The sequence below is a fragment of the Streptomyces sp. CS113 genome (genome assembly GCF_002188365.1).
Taxonomy (GTDB): domain Bacteria; phylum Actinomycetota; class Actinomycetes; order Streptomycetales; family Streptomycetaceae; genus Streptomyces; species Streptomyces tendae.
Genome location: NZ_KZ195574.1, coordinates 892,278 through 911,007 on the forward strand (window position 1 = coordinate 892,278; position 18,730 = coordinate 911,007).

General features: G+C 73.5%; 21 protein-coding genes and 1 pseudogene. 12 read left to right on the plus strand and 10 right to left on the minus strand.

The window, feature by feature from the left end; genetic code table 11:
* Positions 1-153 precede the first annotated feature (153 nt).
* On the plus strand, positions 154-528 hold the full coding sequence (locus B9W62_RS41170) for a transposase (RefSeq protein ID WP_373433661.1): 375 nt from the start codon (positions 154-156) through the stop codon (positions 526-528).
* Here the strand turns inward: B9W62_RS41170 and B9W62_RS03795 are convergent.
* Positions 419-850 carry a hypothetical protein gene (locus tag B9W62_RS03795; protein WP_256976173.1) on the minus strand — a complete coding sequence of 144 codons (432 nt, stop codon included), beginning with the start codon at positions 848-850 and terminating at the stop codon, positions 419-421. The genes B9W62_RS41170 and B9W62_RS03795 overlap by 110 nt on opposite strands.
* 91 nt (positions 851-941) lie before the next feature.
* Positions 942-1,370: a VOC family protein gene (locus tag B9W62_RS03800; protein ID WP_087805192.1), complete on the minus strand. Its 429-nt coding sequence runs from the start codon at positions 1,368-1,370 to the stop codon at positions 942-944.
* A 276-nt stretch (positions 1,371-1,646) separates the two neighbouring features.
* Here B9W62_RS03800 and B9W62_RS03805 point away from each other — a divergent pair, with 276 nt between their 5' ends.
* From B9W62_RS03805 to B9W62_RS40555, 3 genes and pseudogenes are all read left to right on the plus strand, one after another.
* Positions 1,647-2,018, plus strand: coding sequence for an ArsR/SmtB family transcription factor (locus B9W62_RS03805; RefSeq protein WP_087805194.1), 372 nt, complete (start codon positions 1,647-1,649; stop codon positions 2,016-2,018).
* Positions 2,015-2,329, plus strand: coding sequence for a hypothetical protein (locus B9W62_RS03810; RefSeq protein WP_179235331.1), 315 nt, complete (start codon positions 2,015-2,017; stop codon positions 2,327-2,329). Before B9W62_RS03805 ends, B9W62_RS03810 begins: the two co-directional genes overlap by 4 nt.
* A gap of 184 nt (positions 2,330-2,513) precedes the next feature.
* A pseudogene (locus B9W62_RS40555) lies at positions 2,514-2,660 on the plus strand (MMPL family transporter); the annotation flags it as partial.
* Here the strand turns inward: B9W62_RS40555 and B9W62_RS03820 are convergent.
* Positions 2,655-3,077: a PPOX class F420-dependent oxidoreductase gene (locus B9W62_RS03820; protein WP_179235332.1), complete on the minus strand. Its 423-nt coding sequence runs from the start codon at positions 3,075-3,077 to the stop codon at positions 2,655-2,657. The pseudogene B9W62_RS40555 and the gene B9W62_RS03820 overlap by 6 nt on opposite strands.
* Before the next feature lie 88 nt (positions 3,078-3,165).
* Positions 3,166-4,056 (minus strand): NAD(P)-dependent oxidoreductase, encoded by an 891-nt coding sequence (locus tag B9W62_RS03825; RefSeq protein WP_087805196.1) that lies wholly within the window; start codon positions 4,054-4,056, stop codon positions 3,166-3,168.
* A 132-nt stretch (positions 4,057-4,188) separates the two neighbouring features.
* Between B9W62_RS03825 and B9W62_RS03830 the strand changes: the two genes are divergently transcribed.
* The gene (locus tag B9W62_RS03830) at positions 4,189-4,653 is read left to right on the plus strand and encodes a type II toxin-antitoxin system PemK/MazF family toxin (protein WP_087805197.1); all 465 of its coding nucleotides are present in this window, start codon (positions 4,189-4,191) and stop codon (positions 4,651-4,653) included.
* On the opposite strand, the gene B9W62_RS03835 is transcribed toward B9W62_RS03830, so the two are convergent.
* Positions 4,638-5,477: a TIGR02452 family protein gene (locus B9W62_RS03835; protein WP_179235333.1), complete on the minus strand. Its 840-nt coding sequence runs from the start codon at positions 5,475-5,477 to the stop codon at positions 4,638-4,640. The two genes, B9W62_RS03830 and B9W62_RS03835, sit on opposite strands and share 16 nt — an antisense overlap.
* 286 nt (positions 5,478-5,763) lie before the next feature.
* On the opposite strand from B9W62_RS03835, the gene egtA reads away from it, so the two are divergent.
* Genes egtA through egtD form a run of 4 tightly spaced genes read left to right on the plus strand, consistent with a single transcriptional unit; the run spans position 5,764 to position 10,200 of the window.
* Complete coding sequence (gene egtA / locus B9W62_RS03840) at positions 5,764-7,065, plus strand: ergothioneine biosynthesis glutamate--cysteine ligase EgtA (RefSeq protein ID WP_087805199.1); 1,302 nt, start codon at positions 5,764-5,766, stop codon at positions 7,063-7,065.
* Positions 7,062-8,417 carry an ergothioneine biosynthesis protein EgtB gene (gene egtB, locus B9W62_RS03845; protein ID WP_087805201.1) on the plus strand — a complete coding sequence of 452 codons (1,356 nt, stop codon included), beginning with the start codon at positions 7,062-7,064 and terminating at the stop codon, positions 8,415-8,417. Before egtA ends, egtB begins: the two co-directional genes overlap by 4 nt.
* Complete coding sequence (egtC, locus tag B9W62_RS03850) at positions 8,417-9,232, plus strand: ergothioneine biosynthesis protein EgtC (protein WP_087805202.1); 816 nt, start codon at positions 8,417-8,419, stop codon at positions 9,230-9,232. The genes egtB and egtC overlap by 1 nt, the downstream gene beginning before the upstream one ends.
* Positions 9,229-10,200: an L-histidine N(alpha)-methyltransferase gene (egtD, locus tag B9W62_RS03855; RefSeq protein ID WP_087805204.1), complete on the plus strand. Its 972-nt coding sequence runs from the start codon at positions 9,229-9,231 to the stop codon at positions 10,198-10,200. The genes egtC and egtD overlap by 4 nt, the downstream gene beginning before the upstream one ends.
* Before the next feature lie 49 nt (positions 10,201-10,249).
* Here the strand turns inward: egtD and B9W62_RS03860 are convergent, their stop codons facing one another.
* Positions 10,250-11,518, minus strand: a complete 1,269-nt coding sequence (locus tag B9W62_RS03860; RefSeq protein ID WP_087805206.1) for an extracellular solute-binding protein — start codon at positions 11,516-11,518, stop codon at positions 10,250-10,252.
* Between the two features lie 260 nt (positions 11,519-11,778).
* Between B9W62_RS03860 and B9W62_RS03865 the strand changes: the two genes are divergently transcribed.
* Positions 11,779-11,994 carry a dodecin gene (locus tag B9W62_RS03865; RefSeq protein WP_030399431.1) on the plus strand — a complete coding sequence of 72 codons (216 nt, stop codon included), beginning with the start codon at positions 11,779-11,781 and terminating at the stop codon, positions 11,992-11,994.
* Between the two features lie 60 nt (positions 11,995-12,054).
* Here B9W62_RS03865 and B9W62_RS03870 read toward each other — a convergent pair whose 3' ends face one another.
* A complete protein-coding gene (locus B9W62_RS03870) occupies positions 12,055-12,546 on the minus strand; it encodes a phosphatase domain-containing protein (RefSeq protein ID WP_087805208.1) in 492 nt (163 codons plus the stop codon).
* A 57-nt stretch (positions 12,547-12,603) separates the two neighbouring features.
* Between B9W62_RS03870 and B9W62_RS03875 the strand changes: the two genes are divergently transcribed.
* Positions 12,604-13,623 carry an LLM class flavin-dependent oxidoreductase gene (locus B9W62_RS03875; protein WP_087805209.1) on the plus strand — a complete coding sequence of 340 codons (1,020 nt, stop codon included), beginning with the start codon at positions 12,604-12,606 and terminating at the stop codon, positions 13,621-13,623.
* 42 nt (positions 13,624-13,665) lie between these two features.
* A complete protein-coding gene (locus tag B9W62_RS03880; RefSeq protein WP_087805211.1) occupies positions 13,666-16,011 on the plus strand; it encodes an ATP-binding cassette domain-containing protein in 2,346 nt (781 codons plus the stop codon).
* 45 nt (positions 16,012-16,056) lie between these two features.
* On the opposite strand, the gene B9W62_RS03885 is transcribed toward B9W62_RS03880, so the two are convergent.
* From B9W62_RS03885 to B9W62_RS03895, 3 genes are all read right to left on the minus strand, one after another.
* Complete coding sequence (locus B9W62_RS03885) at positions 16,057-16,998, minus strand: DUF2382 domain-containing protein (RefSeq protein WP_087805213.1); 942 nt, start codon at positions 16,996-16,998, stop codon at positions 16,057-16,059.
* A gap of 72 nt (positions 16,999-17,070) precedes the next feature.
* Entirely contained in the window at positions 17,071-17,898 is an 828-nt protein-coding gene (locus B9W62_RS03890) for a lysophospholipid acyltransferase family protein (protein ID WP_087805215.1), read from the minus strand.
* Positions 17,898-18,668, minus strand: coding sequence for a GNAT family N-acetyltransferase (locus B9W62_RS03895; RefSeq protein ID WP_087805217.1), 771 nt, complete (start codon positions 18,666-18,668; stop codon positions 17,898-17,900). The genes B9W62_RS03890 and B9W62_RS03895 overlap by 1 nt, the downstream gene beginning before the upstream one ends.
* Positions 18,669-18,730: the final 62 nt, after the last annotated feature.

Sequence of the window (18,730 nt, forward strand, 5' to 3'; positions counted from 1 at the left end):
CGGCTGCCTGTGCGTTGAATCGTCGGCCCCCGGGTGACGCCACTGCGTGTGCTCGCGGGCGTCCGTGACCTCATAGGAGCTTGGTCGTCGGGCCTCTTCACTGTCTCGTCCGTCTGCCCGGGAAGGAGGCCGACGCCGACCTCGCCCCCCTTCGTGACCCGGGCGGCCCCGAGCCTCGTCGCCCTGCCCGGAGTCGGCATCGAGACGGCCGGACAGCTTCTGATCACCGCCGGAGACTACCCCGACCGGCTCCGGTCCGAAGCAGCCTTCGCGCACCTGTGCGCGGCCGCCCCGATCCCCGCTTCCTCAGGCCGCACCAACCGCCACCGCATCAACCGCGGCGGAGACCGGCACGCCAACAGCGCGCTCTGCACCATCGTCCTGGTCCGCCGACCACCTGAACGAGGCGCCCAGATCATCACGAGCCGGTGCGCAGGGCACGCCAGGGAAGCCCGTCCGGAGATATGCCGGACGGGCGGCCGGCGCAGACGAAGTCGCGGTACTCGTCCTGCACCACACCCTGATTGACCCATCGCCCACGAACAGCCCCCGTGCGCTCCTCGGCAAGAACCAGCGCGTCGTACGGGTCCTCAGCCGTGCCCAGGAGCTGGCCGAAGTCCTCTTCCTCAGCGTCCTGATCGAACGGCGGGAAGACGTCCAGGTCCAGAAAATTCTCGTGTCCGACATCCTCGACGGCATGGACGTAGACCTCGTACGACGTCTTCGCCGCCCGGACCTCGGCATACCTCACACCGGGGCGCTCGGGCGAGCCGACCGGTCCGAGGAACTGCTCAACCGAACGGCCCCGCCTCAAGGCCCCGATGATGAGGGGCTCCACCAAGTAGCGCACCCGGGCACAGTACGACCCAGCCACGACAGCGGACCAGCTTGACGATCTACAGGAGCTTCAGCGGACGCGTGACGGTGTCGGCGGCGTCGGGTCAGCGGGCCCCGGGTACGTCCTCGGTGACGCCGTTCAGCGGCGAGGACGGGTCACTGCCGTAGGGGCGGGTGAAGGCCTCCATGCCGTGCCCGGCGGGGTCGGTGAAGTACACGCCCCGGCCGCCGTCGTTGCGGTTGATCCGGCGCGGGTACCGGCCGTGCGGGTCGGCCTGGAGGGGGATCCCGCCCTCGACGAGGCGGGCGAGGACGGCGTCGAACTCTTCCTCGGAGACGAGGAACGCGTAGTGCTGCACGGGGATCTCGATGTCGACGGTGGCGAAATCGAGGGTGACGCCGTTGGCGGTCGTCACGGGCAGGAACATCCCGGCCGGTTCGCCGACCTCGAGACCGAGGATTCCGGCGAGGAAACGGGCGGACTTCTCCCGGTCGCGGGAGAGAACGATGGTGTGGTTGAACTCGACTGACACGGGTCAATGCCTCCACGGGCATCTCCGCGGCGCCTCCATGCCTCACCCGGACGGTGACCGACACGCGATGCCGCGCGGAGATCCTACGTCCCGGACCCGTCCCGGGCCCACCCCTTTTCCGCCCCCGAGGGTTTTCCGCCCCCGAGGGGTCCCCCATGGGTCCCCGACGCGTCCCTGATGCGTCCCTGACGTGTCCCTGATATGTGTCAGGAATCTTTGACAGGTGGCGACGACCCCTGTCAGCGTTTCCTGACAGGTACCACGGAAAGGGGTGCGATGCCCGAGGCCCCACCTTCGGCACCGACCGGTGACGAGTTGCTCAAGGTGCTCTCCGCGCTCGGCAACCCGCACCGCATGCGGATCGTCGCGGCGCTCATGGAGAGCCGGAACTACGTCAGCGCGCTGGCCCGGCTGATCGGCATGGGCCGTCCGCTGCTGCACATGCACCTGCAACGGCTGGAGGCCGCGGGACTGGTCGCCGGCACGCTCGAGGTCGCGGAGGACGGCAAGACGGTGAAGTACTACGACGTCACACCGTTCTTCTACGAACTCACCCCGCGGGTCGTCGCGCGGGCGGCCGCGACGATCACCGACACCACCGAGACCGGCCGGACCGCCGGCCGGAGTGCGAAAGAGGAAGCGAAGTGAACGAGGACGTGGTGAGTCTCGCCGCAGGAGGAGAGGAGCTGGGGGTCCTGGTCGGCGCCGTGGGCGCGGCCGGGTTCTTCGGCCTGATGATCGTGATCGTCTGGCAGGTCGCCGCCACCTGGCGGGCCCGGATGCTGGCGGCGCGCGAGGAGCAGTACAAGGAACTCGCCACGCGGTACGCCCGACTCCTGGAGGACAGCGTGGAGTTGCAGCGCCGCACGGCGGAGGAGCAGCGGCAGACCCTCGACGAGCTGACCCAGACCCGGCTCGCGGTCGGCTCGATGGAGAAGATGATGCGCGAGATCGAGTAGCCGCCGCCGGCAGGCGCCGCCGCACGGACACGGCCGGGAGCGGCAACTCCCGGCACTCCCGGCACTCCCGGCCGTACCACGGCGGAACACACCCGACCGACAGCACATCGATGTCGCAACCGAGACACACACCCGTCCCCTGCACCGCGGCAGGCCGACACATCTGAGCGCCGCGGTGCGGCGCGTCCTGGTGGGGATCGGGGTCCCGCTGGACACCTTCCTGGTGCGTACGGTGCTGGTGCCCGCTCTCGCGCTCGGCCTGGGCCGCCGGTTCTGGTGGCCGGGCGCGCTGTTCCGGCGCCCGGCCGGGAGGGGACGGCGACCGTCAGCCGGACTGGGAACTGTCCTTCATCGCCCCCCACCCGTGCCAGCGCTCCACCTCGATCCAGGCGCTGACCCGGGGGCGCTCCCGGTCTGGGTAGGGGTTGCCCGTGTAGTGCCGGGAGAGGCGGTCGATGCCGGAGAGGTCCTCGTCGTCGCGCATCTCCGCGACGCGGCCGATGAGGGTGACGTGGGTGTACCAGTCGTCGCCCGCGAGGACGGTGAGGGTGACGCGCGGGTCGCGGCGCAGGTGTCCCAGGCGCACGCGGCCCGCGTCGAGGTTGACCAGCACCCGGCCGTCGTCCTCCCACAGGTACCAGGTGGGCGTGGAGACGGGTGAGCCGTCCGAGCGGAGGGTGGCCATCACACACGGGTTGGGGCGGCGCAGCAGATCGACGGCCTCGGGCGGCAGCGGCGGCTTGGACATGCGAACTCCTCGCGATTCGGTGCGGTCCGGCGCCGGGCCGGGTCGCCCGTGCCGGGGTGGTCTCAGGCACCCGGTACCCCGGGTGGGCTCAGTCGGTCGTCTTCTCCTCGAAACTGGCGAAGTAGGCCGCCGCCATGTCCTCGTCGCCGTGTCCCTGGGCGGCGGCGCGGGCGAACCGCTGCGCACCGGCCGCGGCGAGGTCCAGCCGGACGCCGTTCGCCTCGCCGGCCTCGACGATCAGGCGGGCGTCCTTCTCGGCGGTGCCGACGGCGAACTGGGCCGGGGTCAGCGCGCCGTCGCGGATCAGGCCGGCCTTGGCCCGCAGGTAGCCCATGTCGAGCGGGCCGCCGGCGATGGCGTCGAAGAAGGCGTCCGGGTCCACGCCGAGCGCCTTGGCGAGCGCCAGGACCTCGCCGACCGCGTTGGTGGCGGCGAGGACCCAGCTGTTGGCCACCAGCTTCAGCCGGGTGGCGCTGCCGGCCGCGCCGTCCTCGCCGGTCCACACGGTGCGTGAGCCGACGGCGTCGAACACGGGTGCGACGGTGTCCCGCGCCGTGCCGGGACCGGCCGCCAGTACCAGCAGCTGGCCGGCCTCGGCGGGCTGTCTGGTGCCGAGGACGGGGGCGTCGAAGAAGACGAGGCCGTGCTCGTGGGCGAAGGCGGCCAGGTCGGCGACCGCGTCGACGCCCGCGGTGGTGGACTGCGCCCACACGGTGCCGGGCCGCAGGCCGGGCGCGGCCCGCCGCATCACGTCGAGGGCGGCCGGGCCGTCGTAAAGCATCGTGAGGACGACGTCGGCGCCGGTCACGGCCTCGTCCGGGGTGCCGGCGACGTGCGCGCCGTCGGCGGCCAGCGGCTCGGCCTTGTCCCGGCTGCGGTTCCACACGCGGACGGCGTGTCCGGCGCGGGCGAGGTTGCGGGCCATCGCGGCACCCATGATGCCGGTGCCCAGGACGCTCACGGTGAGCTGGTCGGTCATGACATCGCCTTCTGACTCGTACTGACTCGTGTCGCCGGTGGCCGGGCTCCCGCGAGCCCGGTCCGGGGGCCAGCCTGCCACCGGACGCGGGTCCCCGCGCGTCCGCGCGGACCCGTCCCGTACGGTACGGCCGTGAACGCCTTCACCGACGACATCGACAGCAACGGCGAGACCGCCCCGGGACGTTACGGACCCGCCGCCACCACCGAGGCCGATCCGCGGGAGGTGGGCCGGGTGCGCACCGAGTACTCCCCCGCGCACGACGGCGATCCCGATCCCGGCGAGATCGTCTGGACCTGGGTGCCCTATGAGGAGGCGGACGGCCGTGGCAAGGACCGGCCCGTGCTCGTGGTGGCCCGGGAGGCGGCCGGGACGGTGCTGGCGGTGCAGCTGTCCAGCAAGCGGCACGACGGGGACCGGGAGTGGGTGCCGATCGGCAGCGGGCCGTGGGACCGCTCCGGGCGGGACTCCTGGGTCGACGTGGACCGGGTGCTGCGGCTGCACGACGCCGGGATGCGCCGCGAGGCGTGCGCCCTGGACCGGATGCGCTTCAACCTCGTACGGCAGCGGCTGCGGGAGCGCTACGGCTGGAGCTGACCGGGGCGGCCGGCCCCCTCCGGGAAGGCGTGTTCGAAGGCCGCCCGGACGGTGGCGCCCGGGGTGCGGTCCAGGATGCCGAACGCCACCCGTTCGAAGGCACCGGCGAAGCGCCCGCCGGGGCCGAGCAGTGTCCGGAACGCGCCCGCCACCTGGGCGGGGTCGTTGCGGAACACGCCGCAGCCCCAGGCGCCGAGGACCACCCGCAGGTACCCGTGGGCCGCGGCCGTCTCCAGGACCCGCTCGGCGCGCACGGTGAGGGCGGCGGGCAGGTCGGCGGCGCGCTCCGGGGCCGTGCGCAGCACCACGCCCGCGTTGGGCGCGGCGGAGGTGAGGAATCCGGCCGTGAACGGCTCGTCCAGCAGACGGCCGCGGTCGTCGCGGAAGACGGGTACGCCGGGCGAGTGCACGACGCGGTCCGTGTAGAACGGGTCGCGGTGGGCGCGGTGGTGGTCGTAGAACTCGCGTGCCCGCAGCAGGCAGGTGTACAGGGCGGAAGCCCGGCACAGGGCCTCCTCCTGGGCCTGGGCGCCGTTGAGGTAACCACCGCCGGGGTTGCGCGCGGAGGCGAAGTTGAGCACGGCGACGTCGCCGCCGAGCCGCCGGGCGGCCTCCAGGCTGCTCTCGCCGGTGACCTCGAAGACCGTGCGCGCCCCGGCCGGCACGGACACCTCGACGGGCCCCGGCCCGTACGTCCGCGTACCGTCCCGGGCCGCCCCGACCGCCGCCGCGACGGACACCTCGCGGCCGTCGGACGTGCGGTAGGACCCGGCCGCGACGATCTGCTCCGTCTGCTGTGCGATGCCCCGCAGGCGCGCGCTCACGGCGCCACCCCCGTGGACGCCGTGACCGCGCGCGGCGCGGTCTCCCCCGTCGTGCTCATGCGGGAATCCTGGGTGATGCTGAGGGTGCGGTGCAACGGAGTTTCCCGACCGGCGAACGACGTGGAAATCCCCTGGAAACGGGCGGATCGCGGAGATTACCGAGCGGGAACGTCCCGAAATGCGTCCTTGTGCGGAGCGGCACGAGGGTCTTGGGTGGGACGAGTGTGCCGGCCCGGCCCACCGCAGAGGGGCCGGCGGCATGGTGGAATCTCAGGAGGATCCCGACATGTCCGATTCGGTTGGTGGCTGTATCCGGCCACGTACCGCCGTCAGTGAGGCCGAGGTCGAGGCGCTGGTCCGCGGCATCTGCTTCAAGACCGGTCCGCCCCGGCTCCTCGGTGTCGAGGTGGAATGGCTCGTCCACGAGCTGCGCGCGCCGCGGCTCCCCGTGTCACCCGAACGGCTCCAGGCGGTGTACACCGCGCTGCGGGCCGTGCCCCTGAGGTCGGCGCTGACCGTCGAACCCGGCGGCCAGCTGGAGCTGAGTTCGCTCCCCGCCGCCTCGCTGACGGAGTGCGTCCGCTCCGTCGCCGCCGACCTCGACGCCGTCCGCGCCGTACTGCGCGAGGACGGTCTCGCCCTGGTCGGCCTCGGCCACGATCCCTGGCAGGCGCCGCGCCGCTATCTGCGGCAGCCGCGCTACGACGCCATGGAGGCCTGTCTCGACCGCACCGGCCCCGGTGGCCGCTTCATGATGTGCGCCTCCGCCTCCGTGCAGGTGTGCGTGGACGCCGGGCACGAGGAGCCCGGGCCGATGGGTCACGTGCGCCGGTGGTGGCTGGCCCATCACCTGGGCGCCGTCCTGCTGGCCGCGTTCGCCAACTCCCCGCTGTCCGGCGGCCGGCCCACCGGCTGGCGGTCCACCCGGCAGCTGCGGTGGACGCAGATCGGTGCCGGCCGGGCGGGCGGCCCCCCGCTGAACACCGACCCGCGCGGTGCCTGGACGCGGCACGTGCTGGACGCCCCGGTGATGTGCGTACGCCGCGACGGCGGGCCGTGGGACGTGCCTCAGGGGCTGACCCTGCGGGAGTGGACCCGCGAGCTGGTGCCGAGGCCGCCGACCCGGGAGGACTTGGACTACCACCTGACCACGCTCTTCCCGCCGGTACGGCCACGCGGCCATCTGGAGCTGCGCATGATCGACGCGCAGCCCGGGGACGACGGCTGGATCGTGCCGCTGGCGGTGACCGCCGCGCTGTTCGACGACCCGGAGGCCACCGAGACCGCCTACCGGGCCGTCAAGCCCCTGGCCGAGCGCACGCTCGGGCTGCCCGCGCCGCACAACCCGCTGTACGAGGACGCGGCCCGTGCCGCGCTGACCGATCCCGAGCTGCGCGAGGCGGCCGTCGCCTGCTTCAGGGCGGCGCTCGCCGCGCTGCCCCGGCTCGGCGCGGGCACCGAGGTGACGGACGCCGTCGCCGGGTACCTGGAGCGCTACGTGCTCAGGGGCCGCTGCCCCGCCGACGATCTGCTGGACATGCCGGGCGGCGCGGACCGTGGCCCGCACGGGAGGGAGACCCGCTCATGACCGACCCCACCGACAACACCGCCACCGTCCCCTCCGGCGAAGGGGCCGTGGACGCCGAGCGGCTGCGTGAGCGGGCCCTGACCACGCTGGTCACCGCCCGCGAGCGCACCACGCTGCTGACCAGTTGCGTGGAGGGCCCCGACCTGACCGCCCAGGTGTCGCCGCTGATGTCCCCGCTGGTGTGGGACCTGGCGCACATCGGCAACCAGGAGGAGCAGTGGCTGCTGCGCGCGGTCGCCGGGCAGGAGGCGATACGCCCGGAGATCGACAGTCTGTACGACGCCTTCGAGCATCCCCGCTCCGAGCGGCCGAGCCTGCCGCTGCTGTCGCCCGTCGAGGCCCGCCGGTACGCGGCCGACGTGCGCGGCCGGGCCCTGGACGTGCTGGAGGCCACCGCGTTCGACGGGACGCGGCTGACGGAGGCGGGCTTCGCCTTCGGGATGATCGCCCAGCACGAGCAGCAGCACGACGAGACCATGCTGATCACGCACCAGCTGCGCAAGGGACCGCAGGCGCTCACCGCGCCCGACCCCGAGCCGGCGGGGCTGTTCACCGGACCGGCCGAGGTCCTGGTGCCGGGCGGTCCGTTCACCATGGGCACGTCGACCGAGCCGTGGGCCCTGGACAACGAACGGCCCGCGCACCGGCGCGAGGTGGCGCCGTACTTCATCGACACCGTCCCGGTGACCAACGGCGCCTACCGGGCGTTCATCGACGACGGCGGCTACGACGACCCGCGCTGGTGGACCCCCGAGGGCTGGGACCACATCCGCCGGCACGCCGTCACCGCCCCGCTGTTCTGGCGCCGGGACGGCGGGCAGTGGCTGCGGCGCCGCTTCGGGGTGACCGAGGTGGTGCCGGCCGACGAGCCGGTGCTGCACGTGTCCTGGTACGAGGCCGACGCGTACGCCCGCTGGGCCGGGCGCCGGCTGCCCACCGAGGCGGAGTGGGAGAAGGCCGCCCGGTACGACCCGGCCGGTGAGCGCGCCATGCGCTATCCGTGGGGCGACGCCGACCCGGGCCCGGAGCACGCCAACCTCGGGCAGCGGCACCTGCGTCCGGCGCCCGCGGGCAGTTACCCGGCCGGTGAGTCGCCGCTCGGGGTGCGGCAGTTGATCGGCGACGTCTGGGAGTGGACGTCGAGCGACTTCACCCCGTACCCGGGCTTCAGGGCGTTCCCGTACAAGGAGTACTCGGAGGTCTTCTTCGGCCCCGAGTACAAGGTGCTGCGCGGCGGTTCGTTCGCCGTGGACGCGGTGGCCTGCCGGGGCACGTTCCGCAACTGGGACTATCCGATCCGGCGGCAGATCTTCTCCGGGTTCCGCACCGTCCGGTCGGCGGAGGCCGCCTGATGTGCCGTCACCTGGCTTATGTGGGCCCCGCGGAGCCGCTCGGCGAACTCCTCGTGACGCCGCCGCACGGTCTGTACCGCCAGTCCTGGGCGCCGCGGCACCAGCGGTACGGCACGGTCAACGCCGACGGGTTCGGCGTCGGCTGGTACGCCGAGGGCGATCCGGTGCCGGCCCGGTACCGCCGGGCCGGGCCGATCTGGGCGGACCAGTCCTTCGCCGACCTCGCGCGAGTGGTGCGAAGCGGCGCGCTGCTCGCGGCGGTCCGGGACGCGACGCTGGCCGGTGCCGACGCGGAGGCGGCCGCCGCGCCGTTCGCCGCGGGGACCTGGCTGTTCAGCCACAACGGTGCCGTGGCGGGCTGGCCGGGGTCGCTGGCTCCGGTGGCCGCGACGCTCCCGCCGGGAGAACTGCTGTCGCTGGAGGCACGCAACGACTCGGCGCTCGTGTGGGCGCTGGTCCTGTCCCGGTTGCGCGCCGGGGACGACGAGGGCCGGGCGATGGCCGAGACGGTGCTGGAGGTCGCCGCGGCGGCCCCCGCCTCCCGGCTCAACCTGCTGCTCACCAACGGCTCCACCGTCACCGCCACCACCTGGGGCGACACCCTGTGGTACCGGTCCCGTCCCGGTGGCGGCACGGTCGTCGCCTCGGAGCCCTACGACGACGACCCGCACTGGCAGGAGGTCCCCGACCGCACCCTGCTCGCGGCGAGCGGCACGGACGTGCGGCTCACCCCGCTCAAGGAGCCGGGCGGGGCCGCCGCCCCGGTCCTCGGCCCGACCGACGCTTTCGTCCCTGCGAAGGAGCCCCGCACGTGAGCCAGTTCCGTCTGACCCGGACGCTGCCCGAGGACGCCACGGACGCCGCCCTGCGCGCCGATGTCCTGGCGGGCCTGACGAGCACGCCCAAGTGGCTGCCGCCGAAGTGGTTCTACGACGCGCGGGGCAGTGAGCTCTTCGAGGCGATCACCACGCTGCCCGAGTACTACCCGACCCGGGCCGAGCGGGAGATCCTCGTCGACCGGGCCGGCGAGATCGCGGCGGCGACCGGCGCGCGCACCCTGGTGGAGCTGGGCTCCGGTTCCTCGGAGAAGACGCGGGTGCTGCTCGACGCGCTGACCGAGCGCAACGGGCTGCGCGGCTACGTGCCGGTCGACGTGAGCGAGAGCGCCCTCGTCCAGGCCGGGCAGGCGCTGGTCGCCGAGCGTCCCGGCCTCCAGGTGCACGCACTGATCGCCGACTTCACGGCCGGGCTGACGCTGCCCGAGACGCCGGGGCCCCGGCTGGTGGCGTTCCTCGGCGGCACCGTCGGCAACCTGCTGCCCGAGGAGCGCGCCGTGTTCCTGTCCTCCGTCCGCGCCCTGCTGGAGCCGGGCGACAGCCTGTTGCTGGGCACGGACCTGGTCAAGGACGAGGGGGTGCTGGTCCGCGCGTACGACGACGCGGCCGGGGTGACGGCCGAGTTCAACAAGAACGTGCTGTCGGTGGTCAACCGTGAGCTGGAGGCCGACTTCGCGACCGCGGGCTTCACCCACGTGGCGCTCTGGAACGCCGAACGGGAGTGGATCGAGATGCGGCTGCGTTCGCGGACCGCGCAGACCGTGAAGATCCAGGCGCTCGACCTGGCCGTGGACTTCGCGGACGGGGAGGAGTTGCGCACCGAGGTGTCCGCGAAGTTCCGGCGGGAGGGGGTGCGGGCCGAGCTGGCGGCGGCCGGGCTCGACCTGGCCCACTGGTGGACGGACGGCGAGGGGCGTTTCGCCCTGTCGCTGAGCGTGGCGCGCTGATCCCGGGGCGCCGGGCCGGGGCACCGGCCGGCGCCCCGCCGCGCACCGGTCAGCGTGCGTTGGCGTCCAGCAGTGCGGTGACGCGGTCGGAGGCCTTTCGGGCCTCCGACTTCGCGTCCGCCCCGGTGAGCACCTTCGTCATGTACGCCTTGATCGGGTTGTCCGCCTCGACGGCGCCCCACTGGGGCGTACCGGGGGTCGCCCGGCCCTGTGCGGCACCGGCCGCCATGGCCTCGATCCCCTCCTCGCCGGAGACCTCCTCGGCGAGCGACTTCTTGTTCGGGACGTAGTTCATGGTGCGGGCGAGGTCGGTGTTCCACTTCTCGCCCGCGAGCGCCTCGATCACGGCGAGGGCGCCTTCCTGCTGGTCGGTGTTCTTCGGCACCACGAGGTCGGAGCCGCCGGTGAAGACGGCGCCGGGCTTGCCGGCGCTCTTGCCGGGCACCGGGAAGAAGCCGATCTTGCCCTTGAGATCGGGGTTCTCGCGCACGATCGACTGGGCGAGGCCCGGCACCGCGACGATCTGCGCGACCTGCCCCTTGGCGAAGACCCCGGACTGCGGCGGGTGTTCCTCGTCGGCGTCGACCGGCCCGTCGCCCAGGGCCTGGAGTTCGCGGTAGAAGTCCATGCCGCGCAGGGCCGCCGCGGAGTCCAGCGCGCCCGTCCAGGTGCCGCCATCGCCGTCCTGGGTGGCCAGTTCGCCGCCCTCGTCCCAGATGAAGCCGGAGAGCGTGTACCAGTCCTGGCCGGCCAGGTAGATGCCCTGGTCGCCGTTCTTGTCGAGCTTCTCCGAGGCGGTGAGCCACTCCTCGCGGGTGCGGGGCGGCTCGTTGACGCCGGCCTGCTCGAAGAGGTCCTTGCGGTAGATGACGACGCGGTTGGCGGCGTACCAGGGGATGCCGAACTGCTGGGACATCCACTGCCCCGGTTCGGCGAGACCCGGCAGCCAGTCGCGGATGCCCCAGTCGCGCATCGACTCCAGGGTCAGGTCCTGAAGCCTGCCACCCTCCGCGTACTGCGGGACCTGGGTGTTGCCGACCTCGACGACGTCGGGTCCGTCCGTGCCGTCGGCCTTCAGCGCGGCCTGCACCTTGTCGCCGATCCCGGTCCACTCCTGGATGCGGATGTCCAGGTCGAGGCCGGGGTGGTCGGCCTCGAAGCCCTCGGTGAACCGCTTCAGGAAGTCCTGCGAGGCGCTGTCCTTCATCAGCCACACGGTGACGGTGCGCCGCTCGTCCCCGCCGTCCTGCGAGATCAGGCCGCAGCCGCTGAGCACGGAGGCGGACACACAGACAAGGGCGAGGAGGCGACGTCTCACGAAGGGTCCTTCTGACTGACGAACAGAGGGTGCGGGCAGGTGTGTCCTGCGCACGCGAAAGGAGACCCGACGTGGGGGACGAGCCCGAGGCTCGAACGGGTGTCTGGGATTTTGGTATGGACCATTACAAAGGTCAAGGGGCGAGGGGGAGGTACGGGAAGGTTTCCACCCGGAACGGCACTGCCTCGCGCTCCGTCCCGACTTGGGGCACGGTGGAGTGACGCAGGGCACACCACTGCCCCGCGGAAGGGAGCACCCGCATGTCGAACCACACCTACCGGGTCACCGAGGTCGTCGGCACCTCGCCCGACGGCGTCGACCAGGCCGTACGCAACGCCATCACGCGCGCCTCGCAGACCCTGCGCAAGCTGGACTGGTTCGAGGTGACGCAGGTGCGCGGCCAGATCGAGGACGGGCAGGTCGCGCACTGGCAGGTCGGCCTCAAGCTGGGCTTCCGCCTGGAGGAGTCGGACTGACGCCCCCCGGAGCCCCCTCGGACGCCCAGGTCCCGGAGCCCCCTCGGACGCTCACGTCCCTCAGGTGCGGCCCTCGCGCTCCTGCGCCAGGCGCAGCTCGGCCGACCGGGCCGCCCAGCGCGCCCGGAGCACGGGGAATCCGGCCCGTTCGGCGTCGTCGCAGACCAACTCGTCGTCGTCCACCAGGATCCGGACCTCGCGGGTGCGCGCGAGCCGCCGCAGGATCTCCAGCTTGGTGCGCCGGGCGGGCCTGCGGTCGGCGTTGCCGCGCATGTGCACCGCCCCGTCCGGCAGGCCGTGTGCGGCCAGCCAGTCGAGTGTGTCGCGCCGGCAGCGCTCGGGCCGGCCGGTCAGGTAGACGATCTCGCACTCCTTGGCGCTCTCCCGCACCAGCGCGAGGCCCTCGGCGAGGGCCGGATCGTGCGGCGCGGCGGCGAAGAACGCGTCCCAGTCGCGGGGCCTGCGCTCCAGGAACCGCTGCCGGTGCGCGGTGTCGGCGAGGGTGTTGTCCAGGTCGAACACGGCCACCGGGGGCTTGCTGCTGTCGCTCACCCGCCCACCCTAGGGCGCCGCCGGGAATCTGTGCGGCGCGGGGACGTTGAACACCATGTGACCTCCGCACTCGGCGCCACCCGCTTCTCCGTCCTCGACCGCTCCCGCATCCGGGCGGGCCGCACCGCCGGGGAGGCGCTGCGCGACACCGTTGACCTGGCCCGGGAGGCGGAGCGGCTCGGCTACCACCGGTTCTGGGTGGCGGAGCACCACGGGGTGCCCGGGGTGGCTGGGTCGGCGCCGACCGTGCTGGCAGCCGCCGTGGCCGGGGCCACCCGCCGCATCCGCGTCGGCACCGGCGGTGTGATGCTGCCCAACCACCGGCCGCTGGTCGTCGCCGAGCAGTTCGGCGTGCTGGAGTCGCTCTTCCCCGGCCGCATCGACATGGGGCTCGGCCGCTCGGTGGGCTTCACCGACGGCGTCCGCCGGGCGCTGGGCCGGGAGAAGGACGACGCCGAGGACTTCGACGCGCAACTGGCGGAGCTGCTCGGCTGGTTCCGGGGCACCTCGCCCACGGGTGTGCACGCGCGCCCCTCGGAGGGGCTGACCGTGCCGCCGTTCGTGCTGGCCATGGGCGAGGGCGCGGCCGTCGCCGCCCGTGCGGGCCTGCCGATGGTCGTCGGAGACCTGCGCGACCGGGACCGGATGCGCCGCGGCATCGACCGCTACCGCGCCGGGTTCCGCCCCTCGGAGTGGAGCACGGAGCCGTACGTCGTCGTCTCCGGCACGGTCGCGGTGGCCGGCACGCCCGAGGAGGCCCGGCGGCTCCTGGTGCCGGAGGCGTGGTCCATGGCCCACGCCCGCACGCGCGGCTCCTTCCCGCCCCTGCCGCCGGCCGAGGAGGTCGAGGCCCGGACGATGACCGCGAAGGAGCGGGACCTGTACGAGGGCGGCCTCGACGGCCACATCGCCGGTACGCAGGAGCAGGTCGCCGACGAGCTGGAGACGCTCGTGAAGGAGACGGGCGCCCAGGAGGTCCTGGTCACCACCAGCACGTACGACCGTGCCGCGCTGCTGGACTCCTACCGGCGGCTCGCCCGTGTCACCGGTACGGGGCCGCTCGGCGCCCCGGCGTAGAATCGCGGGGTTTGTCCCGCCCACCGTACGGAGCCCACAGCGATGCACAGCCCCCACGACCCGTACGTCCGGGTGCGCGACGCCCGCGAGCACAACCTCAAGGGCGTGGACGTGGACGTCCCCAGGGACGTGGTGGCGGTGTTCACCGGCGTCTCCGGCTCGGGGAAGTCCTCGCTGGCCTTCGGGACGGTCTACGCGGAGGCGCAGCGGCGGTACTTCGAGTCGGTCGCGCCCTACGCCCGCCGCCTGATCCACCAGGTGGGCGCCCCGAAGGTGGGCGAGGTCACCGGGCTGCCGCCCGCCGTGTCGCTCCAGCAGCGGCGGGCCGCCCCGACGTCCCGCTCGTCGGTGGGGACGGTCACCAACCTCTCCAACTCGCTGCGGATGCTCTTCTCCCGCGCCGGCGACTATCCGCCGGGCGCCGAGCGGCTGGACTCCGACGCGTTCTCGCCGAACACCGCGGCCGGGGCCTGCCCGCAGTGCCACGGGCTCGGCCGGGTGCACCGCACGACCGAGGAGCTGCTGGTCCCGGACCCCTCGCTGTCCGTCCGGGACGGTGCGATCGCCGCGTGGCCGGGCGCCTGGCAGGGCAAGAACCTGCGGGACGTCCTGGACGCCCTCGGATACGACGTGGACCTGCCCTGGCGCGAGCTGCCCGCCGAAGCGCGGGAGTGGATCCTGTTCACCGACGAGCAGCCGGTGGTCACGGTGCACCCGGTGCGGGACGCGGGCCGCATCCAGCGGCCGTACCAGGGCACGTACATGAGCGCCCGGCGGTATGTGATGAAGACGTTCGCCGACTCGAAGAGTGCCACGCTGCGGGCGAAGGCGGAGCGGTTCCTGACCAGTGCCCCCTGCCCGGTGTGCGGCGGCGCCCGGCTGCGGGCCGAGTCGCTCGCGGTGACCGTCGGCGGCCGCACCGTCGCCGAGCTGGCCGCGTTGCCGCTCACCGAGCTGGCCGGGCTGCTGCCGACCGAGGGTGTGACGGCGAGGGTGCTGACCGAGGACCTCACCTCCCGGATCGCGCCGGTCGTCGAGCTGGGGCTCGGCTATCTGAGCCTGGACCGGCCCACCCCCACCCTGTCGGCGGGCGAGTTGCAGCGGCTGCGGCTGGCGACCCAGCTGCGGTCCGGGCTGTTCGGTGTCGTGTACGTCCTCGACGAGCCCTCGGCGGGTCTGCACCCGGCGGACACGGAGGCGCTCCTGACGGTCCTCGAGCGGCTCAAGGCGGCCGGAAACTCGGTGTTCGTGGTGGAGCACCACCTGGAGGTGATGCGCGGCGCCGACTGGATCGTGGACGTCGGTCCGCGCGCCGGCGAGCACGGCGGGCGGGTGCTGTACAGCGGCCCGGTCGACGGGCTGGCCGAGGTCGCGGAGTCCGCCACCGCCCGGCACCTCTTCCACCGCTCCCCCGCGCCCGCCCGCCAGGTGCGTGCCCCGCGCGGCACGGTGACGGTCGGACCGGTGACCCGGCACAACCTGCGCGGGGTGACCGCGCGGTTCCCGCTCGGCGTGCTCACCGCGGTGACCGGCGTGTCCGGCTCCGGGAAGTCCACCCTGGTCGGCGAGATCACCGAGGACCTGCCGGGGGTGGACCGGCTGGTCGCCGTGGACCAGCGGCCGATCGGCCGCACCCCGCGCTCCAACCTGGCCACGTACACGGGTCTGTTCGACGTGGTGCGCAAGGTCTTCGCCGCCACCGGGCAGGCGCGGGAGCGCGGTTACGGCGTGGGCCGGTTCTCCTTCAACGTGCCGGGCGGGCGCTGCGAGACCTGCCAGGGCGAGGGTTTCGTCAGCGTCGAGCTGCTGTTCCTGCCGAGCACGTACGCGCCGTGCCCGGACTGCGGCGGGGCGCGCTACAACCCCGAGACGCTCGAAGTGGCGTACCGGGGAAGGAACATCGCCGAGGTGCTGGACCTGACGGTGGAGGGCGCGGCGGAGTTCTTCGCGGACACCCCGGCGGCGGCCCGCAGCCTGGCCGCGCTGCTGGACGTCGGCCTCGGATACCTGCGGCTCGGCCAGCCCGCGACGGAGCTGTCGGGCGGCGAGGCGCAGCGCATCAAGCTGGCGAGCGAGCTCCAGCGGGGGCGTCGCGGACACACCCTGTACCTGCTCGACGAGCCGACGACCGGTCTGCACCCGGCCGACGTCGAGGTGCTGATGCGTCAGCTGGGCGGTCTGGTGGACGCCGGGCACACGGTGGTGGTGGTCGAGCACGACATGAGTGTGGTGGCGGGCGCCGACCATGTGATCGACCTGGGGCCGGGCGGCGGCGACGCGGGCGGCCGGATCGTGGCCGCCGGGACGCCCGCCGAGGTGGCGGGCGTCGAAGCAAGCGCCACCGCGCCCTACTTGGCCCGGGTCCTGGACGGCGGGAAGCGCCGGTGAAGTCCGTTCACCGGCGCACGGTCCCGCGTTGAGGTCGGGAGTCGGTCACTCGCGACCCCGCCGCTTGCCGCCCCGACCGGTCTCGTCCTCCGTGAAGGACTCGGTCTCGGCCTCGATGCGCTCCTTGCGGACCTGGCCGCGCACCGTCTCGTTCTCCGTGAGCTCCTCCGTGGTCATCCGGACCCGCTCCACCGGCACCGTCTCCGTCTCCACGACGGGGCGTTCCGCGTGCAGCGTGACCTCGTGCTCGGCCTCGCTGATCTCCGGCCCGGCCAGGGCCTCGTCACGGTTGGCGTCCGTGATGGGCTCGCGCACCACGCGCACTTCCTCGTGGGTGACCGGAACGGTCTGCTGGACCTCTTCGGTGACCACGTACTTGCGCAGCCTGGCCCGGCCCGACTCGTGCCGTTCGACACCGACGTGCATCTGCTCCTCGGAGCGGGTCATGGCCTGGTCGCCGCGCATGGCCTCGCGATCCATGGCGTCCTGGCGGCCGGCCATGCCGCCGGTAGCGGAGGCTGCGCGCGTGTCCTCGCCGCCGGTCTCGCCGGTCCGGCCGGCCATGCCCGCCGCACCCGCCGCTCCGGCGGCTCCGGCCGCGCCCGCCGTGCCCGGTCCCGCGGCCCAGCGGTCGTCGTCGGTGCGCTCGGCCTCGGACAGCACGCTGTCCCAGTTGATGCCGTAGTAGTCGTAGAGCCGGTGCTCCTCGGTCTCCGACAGATGGCCGCCCGCGTCGACGTCGACGGAGGGCGCGCCCTTGACCTGGTCCTTGCCGTAGGGAACCTCGAGGTGGTCCTGCACCAGCGCGGCGTCCCGGATGGGCACGAAGGACTCGGTGGAGCCGAACATGCCCGTCTTGACGCTCACCCACTCGGGGCGCCCGGTCATGTCGTCGAAGAAGACATGCTTCGCGTCGCCGATCTTGTTGCCGTCCCCGTCGTAGACCGGTTGGTCCAGGACGTTGGCGATCTCTTCACGGGTGATCATCTGCCATCACCCTCCTTTCGAGTGCCTGCCTTCCGGTTGTCCGCATCCAGCGGTAAGGAAACGGCACAAACCTCACAAAGCACACATACTTTTCGAAGGTGCTTTCCCCCGGTCACCGTGGACCGCGTCCTCGGCGGCCCGGGCCAGGGAACGGCGGTCGCGGTGGCGGCCCGGCGGCACGACCGGGCGCACCGTCACCTCGGCGGTCAGACCGTGTGCCGACGCCACCCGCCACAGGGAGGCGAGCAGCGTGTCCACGCCGACGAACGCGGGCGCCGTGCTCACCGCCCGTTCCCCGGCCAGGTAGCGGATCCGGACCGGCTGGACCGGCACCCCGGCGTCCAGGGCGGCCTGGAACACGGCACGGCGGAAGGGTCCGTGGGCGCGTCCGCACCAGGTGCTGCCCTCGGGGAAGGCGGCCACCGCGGCGCCCGCGCCGAGGGCCCCGGCGATCGCGTCGACCGTGCCCGGCAGGGCGCGCGGCCGGTCCCGTTCGATGAACAGCACCCCGGCGCGCGCCGTGGGCCCGCCCGCCACCGGCCAGCGCCGGATCTCGCTCTTGGCCAGCATCCTCGCGGGGCGTACGGCGGCCAGCAGCGGGATGTCGAGCCAGGAGACGTGGTTGGCCACCAGCAGCAGCCCGCCCGTGGGAACGGCGGCCCCCGTGACGCGGACCCGGATCCCCGCGGCCCGCACGATCCACCGGCACCAGCGCCGTACCAGGGCGGCGGGCAGCCGGCGCCGCAGGCCGGACGGCGCCAGCACGACGGCGATGCCGGCGAGGAGCAGCACGGCGACCGCGGTGAGCCGCAGCACGGCGCGGGGTGCGGTGGCCACGGCCGGGGTCGGCTCCAGGCACGCGGCGGGTGTGCAGGGTGCGAGGGGCAGCCAGCCGCTCATCAGGCCGGGGCCAGCGAGAGGAAGTGCCGCAGGTAGCGCGGGTCCACCCGGTTCATCGGCAGCAGCACGTACAGGTCCGCGACACCGAAGTCCACGTCGTGCGCGGGCTCCCCGCAGACCCAGGCACCGAGCCGGAGGTAGCCGCGCAGCAGCGCCGGCAGCTCGGTGCGGGCGGCGGGCGCCGCCGGGCGCGGGACCCACGGCAGCAGCGGCCGTACCCGGTACTCCTCGGGCGCCAGGTGCCTGGTCCGCACCCGGTCCCAGGCACCGGCGGCGAGGGCCCCGCCGTCGGCGAGCGGCAGTGAGCAGCAACCCGCCAGCCAGGCGTGGCCGCGCTCGGTCATGTAGCGGGCTATGCCGGCCCAGACGAGTCCGATGACGGCGCCGTCGCGGTGGTCGGGGTGCACACAGGAGCGGCCGACCTCGACCAGCGAGGACCGGATCGGGTTCAGCGCGGCGAGGTCGAACTCGCTCTCCGCGTACAGCCGTCCGGCGACCGCGGCGCGCTCCGGCGGCAGCAGCCGGTAGGTCCCGACGACCTGCCCGGTCGTCTCCTCGCGCACCAGCAGGTGGTCGCAGTACGCGTCGAACGCGTCGACGTCGTACCCGGGCTGCGGAGTCGCCAGCAGCGCGCCCATCTCCCCGGCGAACACGTCGTGCCGCAGCCGCTGCGCGGCCCGCACGTCGTCCTCGTCGCGGGCGAGGGCGACGGTGTAGCGGCGGGGGGCGGCGGGCTTCGGGGGGCGGTCAGCGGTCAGTACGCCGGTCATGGCACTCTCCAGGTCACAGGCCGGGGCGGCGACGGCAGACCGACGGTGCGCGGTCCGCCGCA

Bases quoted from the DNA above. Each gene is read 5' to 3' on its own strand.
- B9W62_RS03805 (WP_087805194.1), top strand. From the start codon at position 1,647: ATGCCCGAGGCCCCACCTTCGGCACCGACCGGTGACGAGTTGCTCAAG.
- B9W62_RS03820 (WP_179235332.1), bottom strand. From the start codon at position 3,077: ATGTCCAAGCCGCCGCTGCCGCCCGAGGCCGTCGATCTGCTGCGCCGC.
- B9W62_RS03825 (WP_087805196.1), bottom strand. From the start codon at position 4,056: ATGACCGACCAGCTCACCGTGAGCGTCCTGGGCACCGGCATCATGGGT.
- egtA (WP_087805199.1), top strand. From the start codon at position 5,764: ATGTCCGATTCGGTTGGTGGCTGTATCCGGCCACGTACCGCCGTCAGT.
- egtB (WP_087805201.1), top strand. From the start codon at position 7,062: ATGACCGACCCCACCGACAACACCGCCACCGTCCCCTCCGGCGAAGGG.
- egtC (WP_087805202.1), top strand. From the start codon at position 8,417: ATGTGCCGTCACCTGGCTTATGTGGGCCCCGCGGAGCCGCTCGGCGAA.
- B9W62_RS03865 (WP_030399431.1), top strand. From the start codon at position 11,779: ATGTCGAACCACACCTACCGGGTCACCGAGGTCGTCGGCACCTCGCCC.
- B9W62_RS03880 (WP_087805211.1), top strand. From the start codon at position 13,666: ATGCACAGCCCCCACGACCCGTACGTCCGGGTGCGCGACGCCCGCGAG.
- B9W62_RS03885 (WP_087805213.1), bottom strand. From the start codon at position 16,998: ATGATCACCCGTGAAGAGATCGCCAACGTCCTGGACCAACCGGTCTAC.
- B9W62_RS03890 (WP_087805215.1), bottom strand. From the start codon at position 17,898: ATGAGCGGCTGGCTGCCCCTCGCACCCTGCACACCCGCCGCGTGCCTG.
- B9W62_RS03895 (WP_087805217.1), bottom strand. From the start codon at position 18,668: ATGACCGGCGTACTGACCGCTGACCGCCCCCCGAAGCCCGCCGCCCCC.